Below are 24,612 nucleotides of genomic sequence, written 5' to 3' on the forward strand. Positions count from 1 at the left end.
AAAAATGGTCCAGTAATTAAGGGCCAACCACCAACCACCATCAAATTTATCACAAATATAAAAAAAATTTATATAAAAAAAGTAAATACTTGTTTTTAGTATTTACTTTTTTAAAGTTATAGTTATTAATAATTTAATTAGATTTTAACCTTCATCAATAATACTTGAAGTTGGTTTAATATTATTAATAGGTGATTGAATTTTTGCTTTATGTTTATTAAAAATAAAATCATATACTTCAGAATAAAATTCAACTGAAACAATATTTAATTTTTTCTTTACTTCTTCTGGAATATCTTCTAAGTCTTTTATATTAGCTTTTGGAATTAAAATTGTTTTTAGTCCACTACGATGAGCAGAAATTGATTTTTCTTTTAATCCACCAATTGGTAATACATGACCACGAAGTGTAATTTCACCTGTCATACCAATATCTTTTGATACAGGTCTACTTGTCAGAGCAGAAATAATTGCAGTTGTTAAAGTAATACCAGCACTTGGACCATCCTTTGGCACTGCTCCTTCAGGAACATGGATATGAATATCATGTTCTGCAAAGAAAGTATCAGGAATATTGAAAGTAATAGCATTTGCTTTAATATAATCTAAAGCAATAGTAGCAGATTCTTTCATAACTTCACCTAATTTACCAGTTAATACTAAATTACCTTTTCCTTTAAAGTAGTTTACTTCAATTGGTAAGATATCACCACCATATTGAGTATAAGCAAGACCAGTTACCACTCCAATTTGTGATTCATTTTCTTTTTTAGTATAATCGAAAATTTGTTTTCCTAAATAATCTTTAACATTATCAGCAACAATTTCTTCAGTACTAATTTTTTTATTCAAAAGTTTAACAATAAATTTACGAGCAATTTTATTTAATAATCTTTCTAATTGTCGAACACCTGATTCTCTTGTATAATATTTAATTATTTCTTCAATTGAATTTGGTTTAAATTTTAACATTTTATTATTTAAACCAGTAATTTCAATAACACGAGGAATTAAATATTTTTTTGCAATTTCAAGTTTTTCTAATTCTGTATATGAAGAAAGCTCAATAATTTCCATTCGATCTTTTAATGGTTCAGGGATACCTTCCATATAATTAGCTGTTGCTAGAAACATAACTTGTGATAAATCATAATTTTCTTCAATATAATGATCTGAAAAATTAGCATTTTGTTCAGGATCTAATACTTCTAACATAGCACTAGCTGGATCACCACGATAATCAGATGACATTTTATCAATTTCATCTAATAAAAATAATGGATTAATAACTTTAGCACGTTTCATACCTTGGATAATTCTTCCTGGCATCGCACCAATATAAGTTTTACGATGACCACGAATTTCAGATTCATCTTTAACTCCACCAAGTGAAACTTTAACGAAAGTACGCCCCATCGCTTCAGCAATTGATTTAGCTAAAGAAGTCTTACCAACACCAGGAGGACCAACTAAACAAATAATTTGCCCTGGCATTGCCTTAGCCATTTTTTTAACAGCAAGATATTCAATAATTCTTTCTTTAACTTTTTCTAAACCATAGTGATATTTATCAAGAATTTTTTTTGCATTAATTAAATCAAATTTTTCTTCACTTTTTTGAAATCAAGGTAAAGTCATCATTCAATCAATGTATGTACGAATTATATTTGATTCACTTGAAGCTTGTGGCATATCTTCATAACGACTAATTTCTTCTTTAACACGAGTTTTGATTGCTTCAGGAAACTCTTCTGTTTCTAAACGTTCTAAATAACGTTTCATTTCATTAGACTTACCATCAATTTCGCCTAATTCTTCTTTAATAGCACGCAATCTTTCTCGTAAATAATATTCACGTTGTTGTTCATCAATACGATCTTTAATTTTAGCTGTTAAATCCTTTTCAATAGCACCAACTTGTTTTTGACCACCAACATCTTTCAATAATAAATCTAAACGTTTATTAATATCAATTTCTTGTAAAATTTCTTGGCGTTTATTGATAGTTAAAAATGGTAAAAATTGAGCCATTTTATCAATAATTTCACTAGCTTTCATTCCATCGGTGATTTGACTAATTACACCTTGTGGAATTGAACCATGAACATCTAAAATCTGTTGTAAATTATTTACAATTCTTTGGATCAACTCTTCTTCTAATGATTTTGAAACATTAGGACTAACTAAAGTTTCAGCATCTCCTGTATAAAATTTATCATCATAAAACTTAGAAACTTTAACTCTTTGTTGTCCATAAAAAAATACGGTAAGTGTACCATCATTATGATTTTTTTGAATTTGCACTTTACACAAAGTACCATGATTGTAGACTTCACTTAATTGAGGATTATCTACTTTTGGATCCTTTTGCGAAACTAAAATAATTTCTGAATTAAACTTAGCTACCGATTCATTAATTGCCGCTACTGATTTATGTCTGCCAACTTCTAGTTCTATTTCAACTGTTGGGAAAACAAAACTTCCTCTTGTTACTAGTACTGGAATATTAGTAATATTTTTTATCTTCATTGTCTCACCTCAAATAATGTATTAACTGGATTATAATATAAAACATTAGCACTTGCAATACTTAATTGCTAAAATATCTAATTTTTGATTTATACTATACTATTACAGCAGCACTTATTAATTCATATTTAATTTATACTAGTAGTATTTTATTACATTTATTTTTTTTTTGATAATTTTTACTTTTTGAAAAAAAATAAACGATAAAATAACCTAATTATTAAATTGGTAATTAGGTTATATAATAATTATCAAATTAAATTAATTAAGCACTTGTTGTTTGCTTTTGGTTTTTACCGTTACTTTCTCATAATAAATCAAAGGCTTTATTACGTTTTAGGGTAGTAGTCACTAAACTTAAATCTTTAATATTTGCTTTAACTTCTTCAATGCTTATTTTAAATTGGTCGGCAAATGTTGTTAATTGTTTTTGAACTTCTTCTTCGGTAATTTCTATTTTTTCTTGTTTAATAATTTCTTCAATAACTAAAAAATTCTGAAGTTGCATAATTGCATCCTTTTTTATTTCATTAATAATTTCTTCATGAGATAAACCAGTTGCTGCCATATAGTTTTCAATTGTAAAGTTTTGATTAGCTAATTGTTTTTTAAATTCATTTTCTAAACGTTCAGTTTCATTTTTAACAGCAAAATTTGGAATTATTATTTTTGAATCTTTAACAATTTTAGCAATAAGTTCTTCCATAAATTGTTCCTTAATTATCATTATTTTTTGTACTTCAATTTGTTTTTTAATATTTTCTAATAATTGTTCAGTAGTAGTAACATCTGGAATGTTAACATCTTTTACTAATTCTTCTAAATCTTCATTAATAACTTTTGTTTTTATTTCGTTTAATTCAATTTCAAATTGTACTAATTGACCTTTTAAATTTGGAACATGATAATCTTCTGGGAAAGTTACTTCAATAGTTTTTTTAGATTTAGGTTCCATACCGATCATTCCTTCTTCAAAACCAGGAATAAATTTACCAGAACCAATTTCTAATTCCATGTTTTTAGCTTCACCGCCAGGGAATTTTTTACCTTCTAAAAAACCAGTAAAATTAAAAACCGCAGTATCACCTTTTTCTAATTTTCCTTTTTCTTTTGGATTAAAAATAGCAAAACGATCTTGTAATAGTTTAATTTGAGTATCAATTTCTTCTTGATTAACAGTTGCTACAGGTTTTACTATATCAATAGCACGATATTTACCAATAGTAATTTCTGCTGGTAAATCAAATACAAACATTATTTCACACTCTTTAATAGTAGATTTTTCCACATTAACTTCGGGTTGATTAGTAGGCATTAAGTTAGGTTTTTGTTTTAAGGCAAAATCATAAGCAATAGTAATAACTGCTTTAGTTGCTGTTTGTAAAGTTTGTTCTTCAGTTACATGTTTTTTAGCCATTTTAGTAGGAACTTTTCCTTTACGAAATCCAGGAATTTCTACTTGTGCAATCAATTTATTTTCAGCTTTTGCCAATTGATCTTTTCAAGTTTTAGCATCAATGGTAACATGTCATTTTCCAAGACCATTTTTTTCATCTTTTATAATATTTAATGTCATTTTTCAAATCTCTCCTTATGTAATTTGTTGTTGAATCATAATACTTAAGTATTTTTTTATTAAAGTAGTAGTAGTTTTAAATTTTTTAGCACTTTCTACCAATTTTACACTAATAAATTGGAAACTACAAGCACGAATATACAAAGCAGCTGCTAATGCTGCTGCTTGATTTTTATTAGGTAATGTTGGAAACAAATTCTCAAAATAACTATCCAATAAAAACAAGCAAATACCATAAATACCTGGATTATCAATATGAACTTCATCTTCAAATATTTTTGTAATCTTTAAATAAACGAGTGATTCTTGTCATTGTGTTATTTTTTTTGGATTAATTTTAAATGTATCATGACCTTTTATTACTTCTATTTCTTCATCAATACCTTGATTATTTAATATAAATAATAGTTGTGTTTTATTTATATTATTTATATTTTTATTTGTAAGATAAATCTTAATTGTTGGCAAAATTAACCTAGCATTATGACTTTGTAAATAATAAAATGCCACCGGATGAAGATCTTCATCAAATGGATTCATTAATACATGACTTATTCTCTCTAAATTTCACTCATGACTTTCATTTTTACTATTTAATCTAATATGAGTAGTAATATTATGATGTAACTCTTGTAATGTAACTTCATGATGAATAGGAATATAAGGCATCTCTAATTCATGTTTGACCAACTTCATTGCTTGATCTCATTTATTTTCACTAATGAGGTGGTTAATTTTACCAATAATGTCTTGATAATAATTGTCATGATTTATCATTATTTAGTTAAACCTTCTTAGTATTTTAAAATTTAATGGCGCCCACGAGAAGATTCGAACTTCTGACCCCCGCCTTAGAAGGGCGGTGCTCTATCCACTGAGCTACGTAGGCATAACATTTACCATAAGTAATCTTAACTTGTTTGATTAAAAAATGCAATTATTAATTGGCTACTTTTCAATAAAATAATAATAATATATTTAATATTATTTTGATATTTCATTATGTACCTTTAAGTAATATTTTTTTTAAAAAAAATAAAATATTTTCATTTTTTTATATTATAATATTTTTTATAATTTAATAATTGTTCATTACTAATATAGAAATAATTTCTATATTAGGATTTTTATTAAATTAAATATTGAAAAAAAAGGAAGAAAAGTATTATGCCTAGTGAAATAAGTACAAGGTGGTTGGCCCTTAATTACTGGACCATTTTTGATATAAAATTCTAAATTTTAATTTGTAAAATTGGTGGTTTTAGAAATTTAGAATGTATTCTTTCATAATTATAAAACATAACATATTGATTTACATCATTTATAGCTTCATTGATGGATAAATATTGATTTGATCCTTTAGGTAGTCATTCTTGAGATAAATGAGAAAATCAGTTTTCAGATAATACATTACCACCAATATCATAAGGTTGTTTTTTGCTTAAAATTATTTGTTTATCCTCTGCTCATTTTGTGATATCTTGACAATAAAATTCGTTGGCGTTATCTGAATGTAAAATAACATTTTTTATTTGATTTCAAGAAAATTGTTTGTTGATTTTTTCAAGAGCAGGAAGAATTAAATCCTGATATGATTTATTAGGAGCAATATTATAACGGTGGTTGGCCCTTAATTACTGGACCATTTTTGATATAAAATTCTAAATTTTAATTTGTAAAATTGGTGGTTTTAGAAATTTAGAATGTATTCTTTCATAATTATAAAACATAACATATTGATTTACATCATTTATAGCTTCATTGATGGATAAATATTGATTTGATCCTTTAGGTAGTCATTCTTGAGATAAATGAGAAAATCAGTTTTCAGATAATACATTACCACCAATATCATAAGGTTGTTTTTTGCTTAAAATTATTTGTTTATCCTCTGCTCATTTTGTGATATCTTGACAATAAAATTCGTTGGCGTTATCTGAATGTAAAATAACATTTTTTATTTGATTTCAAGAAAATTGTTTGTTGATTTTTTCAAGAGCAGGAAGAATTAAATCCTGATATGATTTATTAGGAGCAATATTATAACTAACAACATTATTTGAATAAAAATCAATAATTACAAAAAGATATAATCATCCTTCTTTAGTATTTATTTGTTTAGTGTCCATTGATCAAATTTGATTTGAAGAGGTTGTACTTTTATAATCTTTGTTTACTTTATCCATTGTAGGTATTCACTTATTTGGATTTTTTTTGTTTTTAGGATAGTTATTTTTAGTTTGTTTTAATCCTTGAATATTGTGTTCTTTCATAATTTTTCGCATTTGTTTTATTGATAATTCTATATTTAAAATGATATTTTTTTCTTGTTTTAATCACTCTTTAAAAGCTGAAAAAATTCTTAAATATCCATAAATTCTGCCTTTTCTTGTAGAATGAAATTCGATTAAAAGTTGGCATATTTTTTGATATTTATGATTGCATTTAATAATATGATTTTCTTCTTTTTTAATAGGTTTTTGTTTATTTTTTAAAAAGTAATATGTTGATCTGTTTAATTGAAGATATTGACATAGGTTTCTAATTGAATATTGATTTTTACAATCATCAATAATTTTAATTTTTTCTTTGATATTTAATTTGTTAATTACTAATGCTATTTGTTTAATTTTATCCATTAATAAAAATCCTTTCAGGTTAAAATTAGTGTTAATTATATAACACAATTGTTTTTAGAATACATTCAGGTTTTTTAAATTAATGGTCTAGTAAAAAGGGCTAAGTGGCAAGTGGCAAGTGGCCAAAAAGAAAAGTAATTGCTGGTGTCACAATAACTACAGGAATAACAACAGCTTGTGTTGCTGCAGCACCTATGACTGGTGGTGCTTCATTATTACCAGTTGCTATTGGTACAACTTTAATAGCTGGTGGAATGGCTACTACTACAAATTTTGGAAGAAAAGAATCAAGAATTAACAAATTTTTAAGAACAAATCCTACTATCTCCACAGTAAGAGTATCAAAAGAAAATGTTAATCCTAATGACATTAAAGAATCACGATTTAAGGAATTTTTAAGATTAAGTGGTTTTGTTTCTACAAAAAAAGTATCAAAAGCAAATATTACTCTTGATTACATTAGAGTATCTAATGAACTAGAAAATTCATCAAAAGAACCAGTTATGAGAACCAGAAGTTTAACAGTAACTTCTGTCTAAAAAAACAAATTACATATTCATTTAAAAAATATTAAATTATAATTCATAAAATGCATAATATAACAAAAATAATTAATTTATATTATAATTATTTTATAATTTAATAAATGTTCAATAAATGTTCATACCTAATATAGAAATTATTTCTATATTAGGATTTTTATTAAATTAAATTTAAATGAAAGGACAAAGATTAAAAGATATGCCTACAGAAAATCAAATATTATTTAGCAAAGCAGAACTTAAACGACTTACTAAAACACAAATACAATCATTTACAAACACTGTCAATAAACAAGAAATTGATAAATTTATTTTAAGTATCATTAAAGCAAATGATAATAATGGGTTACCAATTTGAAGACAATTATTGCAACTATTAAGCCCATATCAAGTTTCAACAATTAATTCCAACTTAATTCCCTTATTTACAAAAAATAATTTACTGCTTTATGCTTTTTCAAAAAAACAAATGAAAGCACTTACAAAAATACAAATACAAGCATTTACAACAGAACAAATAAAAAATTTCAGTTATAATAAGTTTTCACTACTAGAAAAAGGAATAAGAAAAGCATTAAAAACAATTAATAATCAATTAACAATAGAATATGATTTTTATGAATTTAAATTTCAAATTGAATCATTAACTCCAAAACAATTAAAATGATTTACTTCTAAGAACCTGTTTAAAATCTTTTAGAGAATAGGATAAAATGATTATATATTTTAAAATAAGAGGTATATATGTGTAAAAATTATCCTAGTAATGTTAGCAAAGAGCAATTTGAAAATATAAAATCAATTTTAGAAAATACTAAAAAGAGAACTAAACCAAGAAGTTTAGATTTATATGAAGTATTTTGTGCAGTTTTATATGTATTAAAAAGTGGTTGCCAGTGAAGAATGTTACCAAAAAATTTTCCAAAATGACAAATTGTATATTATTATTTTCAAGCTTGAAGTAAAAATAATGATAAAGAACCTAGTGTATTACAATTAGTTTTAAAAAAAATTAGTCAAGGCATTTCGTATCAATAATGGTAGAAAAGAACAAACTAGTTTTTGTATAATTGATTCACAAAGTGTTAAAAATACAGATACTACTAAAAATAAAGGTTATGATGCTGGTAAAAAGATTTCAGGAATAAAGCGTCATATTGCTGTTGATTCTCAAGGTTTACCACATGCAATTTACATAACCACAGCAGAAAAAACAGATCGTAATAGTGCTATAATAATGATTGAAAATGAAAAAGAGAATCTTTCTGCAGTTCAAAAAATACTAGTAGATGCTGGTTATACTAGTGAAAAATTTGCTTCTAAAATTAAAACAATTACAAATGCAAATGTTGAAGTTATAAAACGTAATGAATTACATTCTTTTGTAGTATTACCAAAAAGATGAGTTGTAGAACGAAGTTTTGCATGATTAGAAAAATGCAGAAGATTATGAAAAAATTGTGAAAAAAAATTAAATACTAGCTTACAAATGGTTGTTCTTGCCTTTATTTCAATTTTATTGAAAAGATTTTAAACAGGTTCTAATCAAAAGGCAGCATTTACCAAAGAACAAATACAAGTGTTTACAAAAGAACAAAAAAAATCTTTTAATAAACCATCTATACAAACAAGAAATCAACAATTAAATTCAAATTTTAATGTGAATAATATAAATGCTATTTTTGAAACCGAAACATTACCTAAAACAAATAATCCAATAACACCTTCATGATAAAAAGTAATGCCTAATATTTAGGCATTACTTTTTATTGTAATTAAATTATTTTGTTTTTATTTTTTTATATAAGAATAAGAATAAGAATTTTAATTAAGTTATAATTAAAATATGAAATTTGATTAAACATTAGAATAATGATTTAATATATTTTAATTAAAATATAGTTATTATTGTTAATTATTTAGTATTAAGAGAGGGAAAAATATATGAACCAAGATTTGCAAAAACTTTTCCATGAAATGGATTTTAATGATGTTAATAATGAATTTAATCATGCCACTATTAAAAAAGTACAATATTTTCATCATAATCAACAAGTAATAATTACCATCAATTTACCTAATTTTCTAACAACTACTACTTTAAAAAGTTTTGAACAACATTTTGAAAAATTACCTGTTTCGAATATTAGTGTCGATTTTAATGTTTCTCTTACTGCTGATGAATCAACTGTATTAACATATTTTCATTATATTAAAACTCATAAATTGCAACTATTAGCTGGCATTTATTATTCTTTACCCGACTCAGCAATTAATTATAAAAATAATATTATTACCATTACTATTCATAATAGTATTGAAGAGAAATTAATAACTAATGAATTTTTACAATTTATTAATTACTTTCAACAATATGGTTTTAAAAAAATTCAATTAAAAACTAAAATAAATAAAGCAGAGCAACCATTTATTAGTTATGAAAATGAATCTAAAACAGAAATTAGCAAAATTACCAACAATTTAAAAACTAAAATTACTAAAAATAATGTAAGTAAAAATTTTAGTACCACTACTTATCGCAAAAAAGCAAAAGTTAATTTAGAAATAACAGACCCAACTCATAGCATTAAAGATATCATTGGCGACGAACCCAATATTATTATTAGTGGTAAAGTTTTTAAAATTAATAAATTTTTAACCAAAACTCAAAAATGATTTTATTCATTTTGAATTACTGATTATAGCGATGCAATTACTTGCAAAGCATTTATTAATAGCGATCAACCAGATGAGAAATTTGATAATATTAAAGTTGATGATTGAATAAAAATTAATGCTAATAGTCGTTATGATAATTATAGTAAAGAACAAGTACTATGAATTGATGATTTAATTATCGATTTAAATAATAAAAATGCTAACAATAATGATGATGCTAAAACTAAAAGAATTGAATTTCATACTCATACTAAAATGAGTGCTATGGATGGTATTACTTCAGCAAGTGATTATATCAATCAAGTAGCTAAATGAGGACACCAAGCAATTGGTTTTACTGATCACTTAAATATACAAGCATACCCAGATATTGCTAATGCTGCTAAAAAACATCCAAACTTAAAAGTAATGTATGGTGTTGAAATGGATTTAATCCCCGATAATATTAGTATTACTAAAAATAATATTAATACATCATTATTAGATTTAGAATACATTGTTCTTGACTTAGAAACAACTGGTTTATCAACCAATTATCACGAAATTATTGAATTTGGTTATACAATTGTTAAAGACAATATGATTTTAAAACAAGATACAATTTTAATTAAACCAAATAATCCCATACCTGAACATATTACTGAACTTACTAGTATTACCAATGTTATGCTAAAAGATAAACAAACATTACAACAAATATTGCCAACAATTATTGAAATAATTGGTAATAAAACAATAGTTGCTCATAATGCTAACTTTGACTTTGGTTTTTTACAAGCAGCAATGAAACAATTGGGTTTCATGCCTTTAAATAATCCTGTCATTGATACTTTGCAATTATCTAGAGCAATTCTACCACAACTAAAATATTATCGATTAGGTACTATTTGTCGTACTTATGGCATTAAATATGATGATGAAATTGCTCACCGTGCTGATTATGATGCTAATGTATTAGCACAAGTATTTTTAAAAATGTTACAACAATTAAAAACAGAATTTAATTGTATTAATTTACAAGAAATTAATAACTTAATTAATGAACAAATTAATTATAAACTTCGTGGTGAACATATTACTATTTTTGCAAAAAATCAATTAGGTTTAAAAGATTTATATCAATTAGTTTCACTATCTCATACAAAGTATTTTTATAAAACACCAAAAATCATATCAGAAGCAATTAATGAAAATAGAAAAGAATTATTAATTGGTAGTAGTTGTATAAATGGTGCTGTTTTTGAAACAGCATTAAATAAAAGTGAAGAAGAACTAATTAAAATAATGAAGTGATTTGATTTTATTGAAATCCAACCACCTACTGTTTATAAACACTTAATACAGTTAGGAAATATTACTAAAGAACAATTACATGATACTATTAAAAAAATTATTAATAATGCCCTTAAATTAAATAAATTAGTAATTGCTACTAGCGATGCCCACTATTTACATCCCCATGAAAAAATATATCGTGATGTTATTATTAATAGCAAAGCAATTGGTGGTTTATTGCACCCATTATTTGATCGTAAAGGTAAAGTTACATCATATCCTGATCAACATTTAAGAACTACTAATCAAATGTTAACAGAATTTAATTTTTTAGATGACCCTAATTTAATTAATGATATTGTTATTAATAATCCTTTGCAATTAGCTAAACAATTTGAAATGATTAAACCAATCAAAGATGGCTTATTTACACCAAGTATTATTAATGTTGATACTAAATTACGTAATCTTTGTTATGAACAAGCATGAAATCTTTACGGTAATCCATTACCAACATATGTAGAAAAACGTTTAACTCGTGAATTAGATGCAATTATTACTCATGGTTTTGCTGTTGTTTATTGAATTGCACACAAATTAGTAGAAAAATCTTTACAAGATGGTTATCTTGTTGGTAGTCGTGGCTCAGTTGGTTCATCTTTAGTAGCTACTTTTGCTAACATTACTGAGGTTAACCCACTACAACCACACTATTTATGTCCACAATGTAAAACTAGTGAATTTATTAGTAATGGTTCTTATAAGTGTGGTTATGATTTACCAAAAAAAATGTGTTCACAATGCAATATTGATTTAATTACTGATGGTCATGATATTCCTTTTGAAACATTCTTAGGATTTGATGGTGATAAAACACCTGATATTGATTTAAACTTTTCTGGTGAATATCAAAATAAAGCTCATGATTTTACTAAAGAAATGTTTGGTGAAGAAAATGTTTTTCGTGCCGGAACAATTTCAACAATTGCCAATAAAACAGCTTATGGTTATGTTAAAGCTTATGCAGAAAAAATTGGTCAATCAGATATGCGTGCAGCAAAACTAGAGTTACTAAGTCAAGGATGTGTTGGAATTAAAAGAACAACTGGTCAACATCCTGGTGGTATTATTGTTGTACCAAAAGAATATAATATTAATGATTTTACACCAATTAATTTTCCAGCTGATGATACTAGTTCTACATGAAAAACTACCCACTTTGATTTTAATGCTATTCATGATAATTTATTAAAATTAGATATTCTAGGTCATGTTGATCCAACAGCATTAAAAATGTTAGAAAATTTAACTGGTATTGATCCAAAAACAATTCCTAATCAAGATGAAAAAGTTTTATCATTATTTTCTAATTTAAGTTCCTTAAATATTGCTAGTGATGATTTACTTGGCGAAAAAACAGGAGCAATTGGTATCCCTGAATTTGGTACTGGTTTTGTTCGTAAAATGTTAAGTGATACATTACCTACTTCATTTTCTGAATTAGTACAAATATCTGGTTTATCACATGGTACTGATGTTTGATTAAATAATGCTGATGAATTAATTTCACAACAAGGTTTAAAACTAAAAGATGTAATTGGTTGTCGTGATGATATTATGACTTATTTAGTATATCAAGGCTTACCAGCAAAAATTGCTTTTAATATTATGGAAGATGTCCGTAAAGGAAAAGGCATTAAACAAGAATATGAAAAGTTAATGCAAGAAAAGAAAGTTCCTAATTGATACATTCAATCTTGCAAAAAAATTAAATATATGTTTCCTAAAGCACACGCTACTGCTTATGTATTAATGGCATGAAGAGTAGCTTGATTTAAAGTTTATTATCCACATGAATATTATGCTACTTATTTTACAACAAGATGCGAAATTTTTGATATTAAAACTATGTTACAAGGTATTGGTGCTATTACTAATAAATTAAAAGATATTAATAACAGATTAAGAAAAAATGATGGTCAAAAAAATACAGTTACTACTAAAGAAAAAGATTTAATCCCATTATTAGAAGTGGCATTAGAAATGAATGCTAGAAATATTAAATTTAGCAATATTAGTTTAGAACATTCTGATGCTAAACTTTTTCAAGTTAAAGTAATAAATGGTGAAAAACAAATTTTACCACCATTTATTACTTTAGATGGATTGGGTGAAATTGTGGCTAATTCAATTGTTAAAGCAAGGAGTGAACAAGCAATTACTTCAAAAAATGATTTACAACTACGAACTAATATTACTAAAACTAATTATCAACTATTAAATAAGTTAGGAGTATTAGAACATTTAGAAGAAAATACACAATTAATGTTAGAATTATAATACAAAGAAAAAAGAAAAGATGTGGGATTATTATGTATAAATTAAGTAACAAAGCCAACTTTTATATACGTTTATCTGCATTAATAATGATAATTTTATTTTTAATTATTGATTTAATTAGTGCAATATATTATCCAATGGAAAAATTTGAACATTTAGGATATGGTGAACGAGTAAGTAACTACTATGCTTTTTTTACTACTGAGAGTAATTATATGGTTGTTATTTATTTTTGTGTTTATTTATTTGATTCTTATTTTCGTGGTACTAAACCAAGTTTTCAAACTCGATTAGCAGTAACTGTTTATATTACTATTACGATGTTAGTATTTTGAATAGGTATTTTCACTGCTGAGCAAGATCCAAAACAATACAGTGCTTATAATTGAATTACAACATTAATTTTACACTTATTAATGCCAATAATTATGATTACTAGTTTTATTGTTACGTCAGGTCATCAATATATTAATATCAAACAACAACATAAAATATATTTATGATTAATTGTTATTTATCCAGCAATTTATTGTATTGTTATTCTAATTAGAGGTAATTTACGTTATTTAGATTTTATAGAAACTGGTCATCCACCAAGAGATACATGATATCCATATTTTTTCTTTGATTATTCAAATGGCGAATATGGATGATTAATCGCTGCTAGTGCTGTTGTTTTTGTTTTTGGTTTAGTTTTCAGTTTACAATATTTTTATATTTGAATTAATAACTTAATGTTCAAACGTTATCAAACTTCTGAACATCGTTTATATGATTTTTATCAAAAAATATTACGTCAACTTAATAAAAAAAAAGAAAAGCAAAATTAAAAAGAAAAGAAAAAAGTAAAAATTTAAAACATATCTTATATTCCTTACATGATAAATATTATTGATATAATTAAAAAAAAGAAAAGTTAGGTGATTGTAATTGAAAATTAACTTGAAAACAATGTTAAAACATGCACAAATTAACAAATACGCAATCCCAAGTTTTAACTTTGATAATTTAGAAATGTTAATTGCAATTACTAATGCAGCCGAAAAACAAAAAGCACCAATATGTTTAATGATAACACCTAACACTATTAATTGTATTGATTTAAAATATGTACTTGCTATTATTAATAATGTTATTAATCATGCAAAAGTACCATTTTTTTACAACTAGACCACTGTCTTGATCCACACTTTATTAAAACTAAAATTACATCTGATTTTAGTTCAGTTATGTTAAATTACAGTAACTATCCAATTAAAGAAAATATTGAAAAAACTAAAGATATTGTTCATTTTGCTGCTCCTTTGGGTATTATTGTTGAATCAGAGATTTTTTACAATAATACAAAAGGAGTATATTACTAATGATATTAATTTAATTGAACAAGCAATATTATTTAGAAATAAAACTAATATTAATTGTCTTGTATTTACTGCTATCAATAATCATCATCAAGATAATAGACAAGATTTAAAAATTTCTCTAATTAAAGAAATTGCTATTAAAATGCCTGAAATTTTTTTAGTATTACATGATAATATTACTATTAATGATGAACAATTAACTCTAGCAATTAAAGCTGGTATTACTAAAGTTAATATTAGTAGTGATTTAAGAAAGATTTACGTTGAAAGTCTAAAAAAAAGTTTGCAAACTAATTCTAATTTGTCTAATCTTAATACATTAACAGAAAATGCAATGATAGCTATTCAGAAATTTGTTGAAGAAAAAATAATTCTCTTAGAAGCAAATAATCGATATAAATTTTAGTTTTTATACTTATAAAGTATATTTCAAAATAAAATAAAAAGTGAACAATATTGTTCACTTAAAATAGTAACTATTTTATTTTTTTAAAATATAAATAATTAAGAAAATTACTCAAAACTTTTTCATTCAAATTTATTATCCTATTTATAATAAGATTTTATTATAAAGTAAAGATTAAAAAAATATATCTTTAATAGTAATAGCAATAAAGATAACTAAAAATAATATAGCTCCAGCAATACTGACAATAATTTTATATTTTTCATTTAATTTTTTTCTTGTTACCGCTTCAACTGCATTTTCAACAAATTTATAACCATCCAATGGCGGAATTGGTAACATATTTAATAAAAATAAATTAGATGATAATAATGCTGCTCAACGAAAATATGTACTTGCTGCTTGTGTTGATGATAAATCAGGATTTAAAAAACTATTAGTTGATTTAACAATACCAACAGGTCCTGATAAATTTTGTCAATGAAAAGTAACTAATTGTCCTAATGCTTGTAAAAAACTGTAACTATCTTTAAAAGTATCAATGATACCATTACTAATAACTTGCCCTGCATTTAAATAATAACTACCTTGACTAACACCAATGAATAGTACACCTTTTTGTTCTACTGGTTTAAAAATAACAGTTTTATCATTTTTATTATCAAAAGTAATTTCGTAATCAGCAATAACTGTACCATTAGTAGTCTTTTTATTATATTTACTTAATCATGCTTCTAAATCATAATATGATTTAATTGATTGTTTAGATTCAATATCACCAGTATTATAAATACTAGTAATAGCATCAGTATCTAAAATTTTAAAAGTTGGATTATGTTCATTATATTCTTTAACTGCTTCATATAATGGTCCTGTTGTTGCATAAGTTGGTGGCAAGTTAGGATCATATTTATGTGGATAAATTCCATATCCAATCATTAATAAAATAAAAGCTAATAATAAATTCATTAGTGCACCTGCACTAATGAAAGCTGCTTTTTTACCACGTTGCAAGTTTTCCATCATTCGTTTACCATCAATTACTTCATCTTCTCGTCCTTTAGGAGCATCAGCAATTTCTGAAGCAATAGAAACATAACCACCCAATGGTAATAGTCTTAAAGTATAACGTGTTTCTTTTTTACCTCACTGCAAAAGTTTTGGTCCCATACCAATAGCAAATTCATATACATATGCTCCTGATAATTTAGCAATTACAAAATGAGCAAATTCATGCAATGTAATTAAAAATAATATTGTAAATAAACCAATTAAAATGGCTAAAAATATATACATAACTTCATCCTTAAATTTTATATATTAAGCAATAGCTGCTAGAGTAATTAGAGAACCAAAAATAACTACTGTTGAAAATGAATCTAAACGATCTAATAATCCTCCATGTCCAGGTAAAATATTTGAAAAATGCTTAACATGATAATTACGTTTCAAATAAGAAAATAATAAATCACCCATTTGACTAACGATTGAAAGAATAAAACTAGTAGCAAAATAAGCAATATAGATTGGTGCTTTACTATTAACTTCTAAAAAAGGCAATGGATTATAATTACTTGTTTCTAAAAAAACAGTTACTGTTATCATACTTAAAATAACTGCTGTTATTAAACCAGTAATAGCACCTTCTCAAGTTTTATTTGGTGATATACTTGGTGCCATTTTTGTTTTACCATAAATTATACCACCAATAAAAGCACCAACATCATTAGACATAACAATAATGAATAAAAACAATAATGTTCGTCATCCTAGTTTTGAAAGTTTAATTTCTGATAACATTAAAAAATTAACAGCTTTAACAACAAATACTAAATAAATAATTCAAGTAAAAATAAAAATAACATCACTTAATTGAAAATTTTTACTTCGTCAAGCAATTAAAATAAAAATACAAATGAAAAATAATAAAGTTAATAAAGTCATTCAAGTTTCAAATCAATAATGATTATAAATATATGGACCAAAAGTTTCTTTACCAAGCGGAACTCATAAAAGTATGACTCCTGTTAAAATTATAGAAATTTTAAGTACAATTGATCAATTTGATTCTTTTTTTAAATTAATAATTTCTCATAAACAACCAATAAAAATTAAAGTATTAATTATCATAAATGTATAGGCTGATCACTGTGGTTTATTACCAAAAATTGGTTCTAAATAAACTGCCCCAATAAACATTCATAATACACCACAAGCAATTAACATAAAGCTTGTAAGAATACGATTTTGATAGGTTCTAAAAAAATTACTAAGTTTTGCAAAAAAAGAAATTTTAGATTTTATATTTTCTTTATTTATTATCTTTTTTTTCACAATATTTAACCCCTAACTTTTTATTGCTTTATTGCTAAATTTTCATTAAATCGGCTTTTTTATTGTTTTCTATTAATACAAGTTCTTTAATTTTACTATCAGTTAAATCTTGAATTGTAGTTTCTGCATGCTTTTCTTGATCTTCTGGTAATTTTATTTTTTTCAGATTTTGAACAGCATCACGTCGACAATTACGGATTTTAACTTTATATTCTTCAGTTTTTTTACTCAAATCTTTAACTAAAGATTTACGAACGTCTTCTGTTAATTGTGGGAAAATTAAACGTATATTCTCTGCTTCGCTTTTAATTTGTAATTTCAAATCAGCTTTTGTAACAGCTTCTGTAATGTCTTTAATTAAACTGCGATCATATGGTTTAATTAATAATTGATGTGCTTCTGCTACTTTAACTTGCGCAATATTACTTAAACTATCAACACCACCATAACATTTAACATTAACTCCTTCTAAGATATTAGGATTAGCTCTTCCGGTGCGAATTTTGTTAATTTCATTTTTATAACGTAAAATTATTTCATTCATCAGATTTGTGGCTTCTAAAATAATAACTTCCATATTTGTTTTCCTCCTAGTTAATAATTTTAAGTTGTTTTTAAATCAAACTATAAAAATTATATAATAATTTTTATTAAAACCAATGGAAAACTATTTAAAAAAATAAAAAACATCATTAATTGGTGGTTGGTGGTTGGCCCTTAATTACTGGACCATTTTTGATATAAAATTCTAAATTTTAATTTGTAAAATTGGTGGTTTTAGAAATTTAGAATGTATTCTTTCATAATTATAAAACATAACATATTGATTTACATCATTTATAGCTTCATTGATGGATAAATATTGATTTGATCCTTTAGGTAGTCATTCTTGAGATAAATGAGAAAATCAGTTTTCAGATAATACATTACCACCAATATCATAAGGTTGTTTTTTGCTTAAAATTATTTGTTTATCCTCTGCTCATTTTGTGATATCTTGACAATAAAATTCGTTGGCGTTATCTGAATGTAAAATAACATTTTTTATTTGATTTCAAGAAAATTGTTTGTTGATTTTTTCAAGAGCAGGAAGAATTAAATCCTGATATGATTTATTAGGAGCAATATTATAACTAACAACATTATTTGAATAAAAATCAATAATTACAAAAAGATATAATCATCCTTCTTTAGTATTTATTTGTTTAGTGTCCATTGATCAAATTTGATTTGAAGAGGTTGTACTTTTATAATCTTTGTTTACTTTATCCATTGTAGGTATTCACTTATTTGGATTTTTTTTGTTTTTAGGATAGTTATTTTTAGTTTGTTTTAATCCTTGAATATTGTGTTCTTTCATAATTTTTCGCATTTGTTTTATTGATAATTCTATATTTAAAATGATATTTTTTTCTTGTTTTAATCACTCTTTAAAAGCTGAAAAAATTCTTAAATATCCATAAATTCTGCCTTTTCTTGTAGAATGAAATTCGATTAAAAGTTGGCATATTTTTTGATATTTATGATTGCATTTAATAATATGATTTTCTTCTTTTTTAATAGGTTTTTGTTTATTTTTTAAAAAGTAATATGTTGATCTGTTTAATTGAAGATATTGACATAGGTTTCTAATTGAATATTGATTTTTACAATCATCAATAATTTTAATTTTTTCTTTGATATTTAATTTGTTAATTACTAATGCTATTTGTTTAATTTTATCCATTAATAAAAATCCTTTCAGGTTAAAATTAGTGTTAATTATATAACACAATTGTTTTTAGAATACATTCAGGTTTTTTAAATTAATGGTCTAGTAAAAAGGGCTAAGTGGCAAGTGGCAAGTGGCGTATAAGATTTTACTACACTATCATCATCTTTGCTTATAATATCAATTTGACAAGTACCAGCAAGAACTTTAAAATCAGTTCCTGTATTATTTTCTTCAGTTTTACCCGCTTCAGTACTTGTAATTTTTGCAGATAAGGTAGTAATTTTTTTAACATCATCAGATTAATATTCTTCATTTTCACTACCACTTGTAATCCCTAATTCTTTCAAAAATGCTGCAGCATCAGCATCTTTTGCTTGATTTGGATTTCTAATTTCGTTTGCGTTTAATAAACTGTTTTTAAAATTAGTCATCATAATTTTTGTGTCATCAGCCTCAATTGAATACTTCTCTTTACCAGTAGTTTTATCCCTCTTTAATTCTTGATTAATTAAACTTGTATTTTCATCACTATATCATCCTAATAATTTTGCATATTTACCATTTAATATTGGTCCTTTTGTTTCAAAATCACAGGCAACAATTGAACTTGCTACAGTTGTAATTAAAGTAGTAGCAGCCATTAATGGTAATAATGTTTTTATATTTCTCATATAATATTTTCTCCCCTTTTAGATAATTTTCTAAAAAATATAAATTATTTTCTGCTATTTATTATATATTCTTCTTGATTTGAAACTATTTTTATAATTTTAATTATTAATAATATTTTTTAAATGATAAAAAAAGAATATAAATTAAAAAAGATTGCAATTGCAATCTTTTAAAATATATTTAAGCTTGTGGAGTTCCAAAATTTAGAGTATTTGTAACTTTTACTTCTCCAAATTTTACGGTTAAGTAGACTTTTTGAGCTGTATACTTAGGTATCACTGTTTGACCTTGATCATCAGAAGTTCAAACTAATGATACTTTATCTTTGCTAAATAAGTTAACTAAAGAATTATATAGATTTTTTTCTTTAGAATTCTTAGTTTTTCAAGGTAAAGACTTAAGTACATCTTTGCCTTGTTCAAATCCATTAGCTTTAGTTAAATCCAATTTTGCTGATTGTACAAGCGTATCTACTTGAGTAGGAACACCTAATGTATCTTTCTTAAGAGTACTAATAGTATATTTTTTTACAGATTTGGCATCATCTCCAGTTGCCTTATCCATAATATTAATTTGACAAGTACCAGCTGCAACTTTAAAATCAGTTGTACCAACAGCTTCAATTTTACCTGCTTCAGTACTTTCAACTTTTGCAGATAAAGCAGTAATAGATGTAACTTCTTCAGCTTTATAAAAAGCAGTAGTGCTACCAGATGTAAATCCTAAATCTTTTAAAAACGCTGCAGCATCAGCATCTTTTGCTTTAAATTTGTCAACATCAGCACCGTCACCTGCTTTTAATAATTTTTCGTTAAATTTAGTTGCTGTAATTTTTGTACTATCAGCAGCAGGAACAGAAATTGAATAACTTTCTTTACCAGCAGTATCATCCTTTTTTAGTTCTTGATTAATTGTACTTGTATTTTCATCACTATATCATCCTAGTAATGCTGCATATTTGCCATCTAATGTTGGCGCTTTTGTTTGAGTTCCACATGCAACAACTGAACTTGCTGCAACTGTTGTTAAAGCAGCAGCACCCATTAGTCGTAGTAATGTTTTCATGTTTCTCATATTGTTTTTCCCCCTTAGATAATTTTTCTGAAAAATATAAACTATTTTCTGTTCATAATTATACATTCTTTTTTATTTGGTGTTCTTTTTATAATATTTTTCATTATTAAGTGTTATTTTGCTTTTTTTAAAAAAATAATTTCAAAAATGTTAGGATTAAATTGTTCATTAACTGAACATTCTTATTATTTTTTATATATACTATACAGTACTTCCAAGATTATTGAGTAATATAATGTAAAAAGACCTGAAAATTTTTCAGGTTTTTTTATATTTAAAAATTAAGAACAGAAAATAAAAATACATTTTTTTAATTAAAATTTCAAGGACAGAAGATTATTAGAAAAATTAATTTATTAAATTTTGTTCGCTTATAAATGTTTTTTTAATAGTCTAATTGTTCTTTATGAATTTGAATGTTTTCTGGATTATTATTATTTAAAATAATTTGATTCATTATATTTCTTTGAATATTAGAAGAAGAAGTACATTTTCCTGAATTTTCTTCAATTTTATTTTTAATATATTCAGATAATTCAAATAAATTTAATGCTTTCTCATTTATTTTTAAGTTACTATTTTCAGTAATTTGTAAATTATTTTGAACAAATACTACAAGACTAAAAAATTTAAATTGTTTTAAATTAATGTTTTCTTTTTTTTAAAAGATACAGAATAGTTCTAAGAACCTGTTTAAAATCTTTTAGAGAATAGGATAAAATGATTATATATTTTAAAATAAGAGGTATATATGTGTAAAAATTATCCTAGTAATGTTAGCAAAGAGCAATTTGAAAATATAAAATCAATTTTAGAAAATACTAAAAAGAGAACTAAACCAAGAAGTTTAGATTTATATGAAGTATTTTGTGCAGTTTTATATGTATTAAAAAGTGGTTGCCAGTGAAGAATGTTACCAAAAAATTTTCCAAAATGACAAATTGTATATTATTATTTTCAAGCTTGAAGTAAAAATAATGATAAAGAACCTAGTGTATTACAATTAGTTTTAAAAAAAATTAGTCAAGGCATTTCGTATCAATAATGGTAGAAAAGAACAAACTAGTTTTTGTATAATTGATTCACAAAGTGTTAAAAATACAGATACTACTAAAAATAAAGGTTATGATGCTGGTAAAAAGATTTCACGAATAAAGCGTCATATTGCTGTTGATTCTCAAGGTTTACCACATGCAATTTACATAACCACAGCAGAAAAAACAGATCGTAATAGTGCTATAATAATGATTGAAAATGAAAAAGAGAATCTTTCTGCAGTTCAAAAAATACTAGTAGATGCTGGTTATACTGGTGAAAAATTTGCTTCTAAAATTAAAACAATTATAAATGCAAATGTTGAAGTTATAAAACGTAATGAATTACATTCTTTTATAGTATTACCAAAAAGATGAGTTGTAGAACGAAGTTTTGCATGATTAGAAAAATGCAGAAGATTATGAAAAAATTGTGAAAAAAAATTAAATACTAGCTTACAAATGGTTGTTCTTGCCTTTATTTCAATTTTATTGAAAAGATTTTAAACAGGTTCTAAGAACAAATTAGTATTGAAAATCGATTTAGTTCCCCTTGATTTTAAAAAAATAGAAACTTTAAAATGAATGTTATATCTTTCAATGATAATAGAACAAAAACAATTACGACTATATAGATAATTATATTTAATCAATTTAAAACTTGAAAATTACCATTAATATAATGAAAGATATTTCTACAATATAATCTACGATAATAAAACTCTATCCTTTAATAAATTTCTATTGTTTTCAAATTAATAATATTGTATAATGAACAATGAATTAGAATTATAGCAAGACAGCTACCAGCTGTCTTTATTATTTCTAGTGTAATATATTTTTTTATTTAAGTATATTTTCATTTTGAAATAAATCTATTTCAAATACTATTAAATAATAAACAACAATGTTTATAAAAAACAAGGAGGAGAAAAAGTGGAGAAAGAAATTAGTCAAATCATTTTAAATGCCATAAATGAAATTGCTGAAGAAAAACAAATAGCAAAAGAAGATATCATTGAAGCTTTAAAAGAAGGACTAAAAAAAGCATATGAATATCAAAGTCATCGTGATGATAGTACAAATATCAGAATTGAAATTGATCAAAATAAAGGTACTATTAAAATTTTAAAGGATTTAATTGTTGTTCCAAAAGTTGAAGATCCTGAATTAGAAATTGCACTTTCAACTATTAAAACAAAGAATCCCGGCTTAACAATTGGTGATACATATACGCAAATAATTCCTAGTGATCAATTCTCTCGTTTATCAATTTTTAAAGCCATTCAAGTAGTTAAACAATCAATTCGTGAAGCAGAAAAAACATCAATTTATGATGAATTTATTGATAAAAAAGATCACATATTAATTGGTACTATTGAAAGCGTTGAAGAAACTTATATGTTAATTAAAATTGGTAGAGCCTATGCTTTCTTACCAAAACAAAATCAAATCCCTAGTGAGATCTTACCAAAAAATAAACCAATCGCTAATAATACTTATATCAAATTTTATGTTGAAGATATTATTAAAAATAAAAACTATGGTCAAATTTTAGCATCAAGAACTCACGTTAATTTTTTACGTTGTTTACTAGAATTAGAAGTTCCTGAAATCGCACAAGGTGTAATCGAAGTTAAAGATATTGCTCGTATTCCTGGAATTAGAGCTAAGGTTGCAATTGTTAGTCATGATCCAAGCATTGATGGGATTGGTGCATGTATTGGCTCAAAAGGCGAAAGAACAAAACTAATTACGCAAGAATTAAGTGGCGAAAAAATTGACATTATTGCCTGAAATCCTAATATAAAAGAATATATAATTAACGCTTTAACACCAGCTAAAGTTATTTCAATTGATATTAATGAAGAAGAAAAACAAGCAAATATTATTGTTCCTACTGAACAATTATCATTAGCTATTGGTAAAAATGGTATGGCTGCTAAATTAGTTGCCGGTGTAACTCACTGAAATATTAATATTACTTCATTAGAACAAGCAAAAGAAAATAATATTAAATTTACTTGAAATGGTAATATTAAAGAAAGTGAATATGAAAAGTTTATATCTGAATTATTAAAAAAAACACAATGAAAAAATAAAAATCAATAAACAATAAAGTAGGTCGTTATGAATAAAATACCTTTAATTCAAAGTAAAAAAATACCAATGCGTAAATGTATAGTTACAAATACTATTTTACCTAAACGTGAATTAATTAGAATTGTTATTAATAAAGAAGGACAATTATTCATTGATAAAACTGGCAAACAAAATGGTCGAGGTGCCTACATCCAACCTAAACTTGAATTAATACCTTTGCTTATTAAAAAGCAGGCATTAGAACGAGCATTAAAAACAAAAATTCCAAATGAATTTTATGAACAATTAATTAATGAAATTAAAAAAAATTGAGATTAATTTTCCCAAGCGA

General features: G+C 24.9%; 19 protein-coding genes, 1 tRNA gene and 1 pseudogene. 10 read left to right on the forward strand and 11 right to left on the reverse strand.

Translation table 4 applies throughout. From position 1 onward, the window contains the following. Positions 1–144 precede the first annotated feature (144 nt). From lon to AAHM96_RS04820, 5 genes are all read right to left on the reverse strand, one after another. Positions 145–2,529 (reverse strand): endopeptidase La, encoded by a 2,385-nt coding sequence (gene lon / locus AAHM96_RS04800; RefSeq protein ID WP_342272807.1) that lies wholly within the window; start codon positions 2,527–2,529, stop codon positions 145–147. A 265-nt stretch (positions 2,530–2,794) separates the two neighbouring features. Further along, complete coding sequence (gene tig, locus AAHM96_RS04805) at positions 2,795–4,105, reverse strand: trigger factor (protein ID WP_342272808.1); 1,311 nt, start codon at positions 4,103–4,105, stop codon at positions 2,795–2,797. Between the two features lie 15 nt (positions 4,106–4,120). Beyond that, positions 4,121–4,882 carry a DUF3196 family protein gene (locus AAHM96_RS04810; protein ID WP_342272809.1) on the reverse strand — a complete coding sequence of 254 codons (762 nt, stop codon included), beginning with the start codon at positions 4,880–4,882 and terminating at the stop codon, positions 4,121–4,123. 36 nt (positions 4,883–4,918) lie between these two features. Continuing rightward, a tRNA-Arg gene (locus tag AAHM96_RS04815) sits at positions 4,919–4,994 on the reverse strand. Between the two features lie 772 nt (positions 4,995–5,766). Further along, a complete protein-coding gene (locus AAHM96_RS04820) occupies positions 5,767–6,744 on the reverse strand; it encodes an IS3 family transposase (protein ID WP_342272797.1) in 978 nt (325 codons plus the stop codon). 104 nt (positions 6,745–6,848) lie between these two features. On the opposite strand from AAHM96_RS04820, the gene AAHM96_RS04825 reads away from it, so the two are divergent. The 7 genes and pseudogenes from AAHM96_RS04825 to AAHM96_RS04855 all read left to right on the forward strand — a co-directional run bounded on the left by AAHM96_RS04825 (position 6,849) and on the right by AAHM96_RS04855 (position 15,350). After that, positions 6,849–7,283 (forward strand): hypothetical protein, encoded by a 435-nt coding sequence (locus tag AAHM96_RS04825; RefSeq protein ID WP_342272810.1) that lies wholly within the window; start codon positions 6,849–6,851, stop codon positions 7,281–7,283. Positions 7,284–7,461: 178 nt separating this feature from the next. Further along, positions 7,462–7,986 carry a hypothetical protein gene (locus tag AAHM96_RS04830; protein ID WP_342272811.1) on the forward strand — a complete coding sequence of 175 codons (525 nt, stop codon included), beginning with the start codon at positions 7,462–7,464 and terminating at the stop codon, positions 7,984–7,986. A 44-nt stretch (positions 7,987–8,030) separates the two neighbouring features. Further along, positions 8,031–8,820 (forward strand): IS5 family transposase gene (locus AAHM96_RS04835; RefSeq protein ID WP_342272812.1). Its coding sequence is split into 2 segments (ribosomal slippage): positions 8,031–8,291 and positions 8,293–8,820, totalling 789 coding nucleotides; the frame shifts between segments, so codons are not numbered across the junction. Positions 8,821–9,230: 410 nt separating this feature from the next. Then, a complete protein-coding gene (locus tag AAHM96_RS04840) occupies positions 9,231–13,580 on the forward strand; it encodes a PolC-type DNA polymerase III (RefSeq protein WP_342272813.1) in 4,350 nt (1,449 codons plus the stop codon). 32 nt (positions 13,581–13,612) lie between these two features. Next, entirely contained in the window at positions 13,613–14,410 is a 798-nt protein-coding gene (locus tag AAHM96_RS04845; RefSeq protein ID WP_342272814.1) for a Pr6Pr family membrane protein, read from the forward strand. A 121-nt stretch (positions 14,411–14,531) separates the two neighbouring features. Further along, positions 14,532–14,944, forward strand: a pseudogene (locus AAHM96_RS04850) (class II fructose-bisphosphate aldolase). Then, a complete protein-coding gene (locus tag AAHM96_RS04855) occupies positions 14,898–15,350 on the forward strand; it encodes a class II fructose-bisphosphate aldolase (RefSeq protein ID WP_342273724.1) in 453 nt (150 codons plus the stop codon). The pseudogene AAHM96_RS04850 and the gene AAHM96_RS04855 overlap by 47 nt, the downstream one beginning before the upstream one ends. A gap of 174 nt (positions 15,351–15,524) precedes the next feature. Here the strand turns inward: AAHM96_RS04855 and AAHM96_RS04860 are convergent, their stop codons facing one another. The 6 genes from AAHM96_RS04860 to AAHM96_RS04885 all read right to left on the reverse strand — a co-directional run bounded on the left by AAHM96_RS04860 (position 15,525) and on the right by AAHM96_RS04885 (position 21,144). Then, positions 15,525–16,646: a site-2 protease family protein gene (locus AAHM96_RS04860; protein WP_342272815.1), complete on the reverse strand. Its 1,122-nt coding sequence runs from the start codon at positions 16,644–16,646 to the stop codon at positions 15,525–15,527. A gap of 24 nt (positions 16,647–16,670) precedes the next feature. Beyond that, on the reverse strand, positions 16,671–17,684 hold the full coding sequence (locus AAHM96_RS04865) for a phosphatidate cytidylyltransferase (protein ID WP_342272816.1): 1,014 nt from the start codon (positions 17,682–17,684) through the stop codon (positions 16,671–16,673). Positions 17,685–17,718: 34 nt separating this feature from the next. Beyond that, positions 17,719–18,261 (reverse strand): ribosome-recycling factor, encoded by a 543-nt coding sequence (locus AAHM96_RS04870; protein ID WP_338960208.1) that lies wholly within the window; start codon positions 18,259–18,261, stop codon positions 17,719–17,721. 171 nt (positions 18,262–18,432) lie between these two features. Then, positions 18,433–19,410 (reverse strand): IS3 family transposase, encoded by a 978-nt coding sequence (locus tag AAHM96_RS04875; protein WP_342272797.1) that lies wholly within the window; start codon positions 19,408–19,410, stop codon positions 18,433–18,435. A 287-nt stretch (positions 19,411–19,697) separates the two neighbouring features. Further along, positions 19,698–20,069 (reverse strand): hypothetical protein, encoded by a 372-nt coding sequence (locus tag AAHM96_RS04880; protein WP_342272817.1) that lies wholly within the window; start codon positions 20,067–20,069, stop codon positions 19,698–19,700. A gap of 181 nt (positions 20,070–20,250) precedes the next feature. Next, entirely contained in the window at positions 20,251–21,144 is an 894-nt protein-coding gene (locus AAHM96_RS04885) for a hypothetical protein (protein WP_342272818.1), read from the reverse strand. A gap of 751 nt (positions 21,145–21,895) precedes the next feature. Here AAHM96_RS04885 and AAHM96_RS04890 point away from each other — a divergent pair. From AAHM96_RS04890 to rnpM, 3 genes are all read left to right on the forward strand, one after another. Next, a protein-coding gene (locus AAHM96_RS04890) for an IS5 family transposase (protein WP_342272819.1) occupies positions 21,896–22,685 on the forward strand; the annotation gives its coding sequence in 2 pieces (ribosomal slippage) (positions 21,896–22,156 and positions 22,158–22,685; 789 coding nt in all). Positions 22,686–23,114: 429 nt separating this feature from the next. Continuing rightward, entirely contained in the window at positions 23,115–24,290 is a 1,176-nt protein-coding gene (gene nusA, locus AAHM96_RS04895) for a transcription termination factor NusA (protein WP_342272820.1), read from the forward strand. An 18-nt stretch (positions 24,291–24,308) separates the two neighbouring features. Next, positions 24,309–24,599, forward strand: coding sequence for an RNase P modulator RnpM (gene rnpM / locus AAHM96_RS04900; RefSeq protein ID WP_342272821.1), 291 nt, complete (start codon positions 24,309–24,311; stop codon positions 24,597–24,599). The last annotated feature ends 13 nt before the right edge of the window (positions 24,600–24,612 follow it).

The organism is Spiroplasma endosymbiont of Acasis viretata (genome assembly GCF_964031275.1).
Classification (GTDB): domain Bacteria; phylum Bacillota_I; class Bacilli_A; order Mycoplasmatales; family VBWQ01; genus Spiroplasma_E; species Spiroplasma_E ixodetis_A.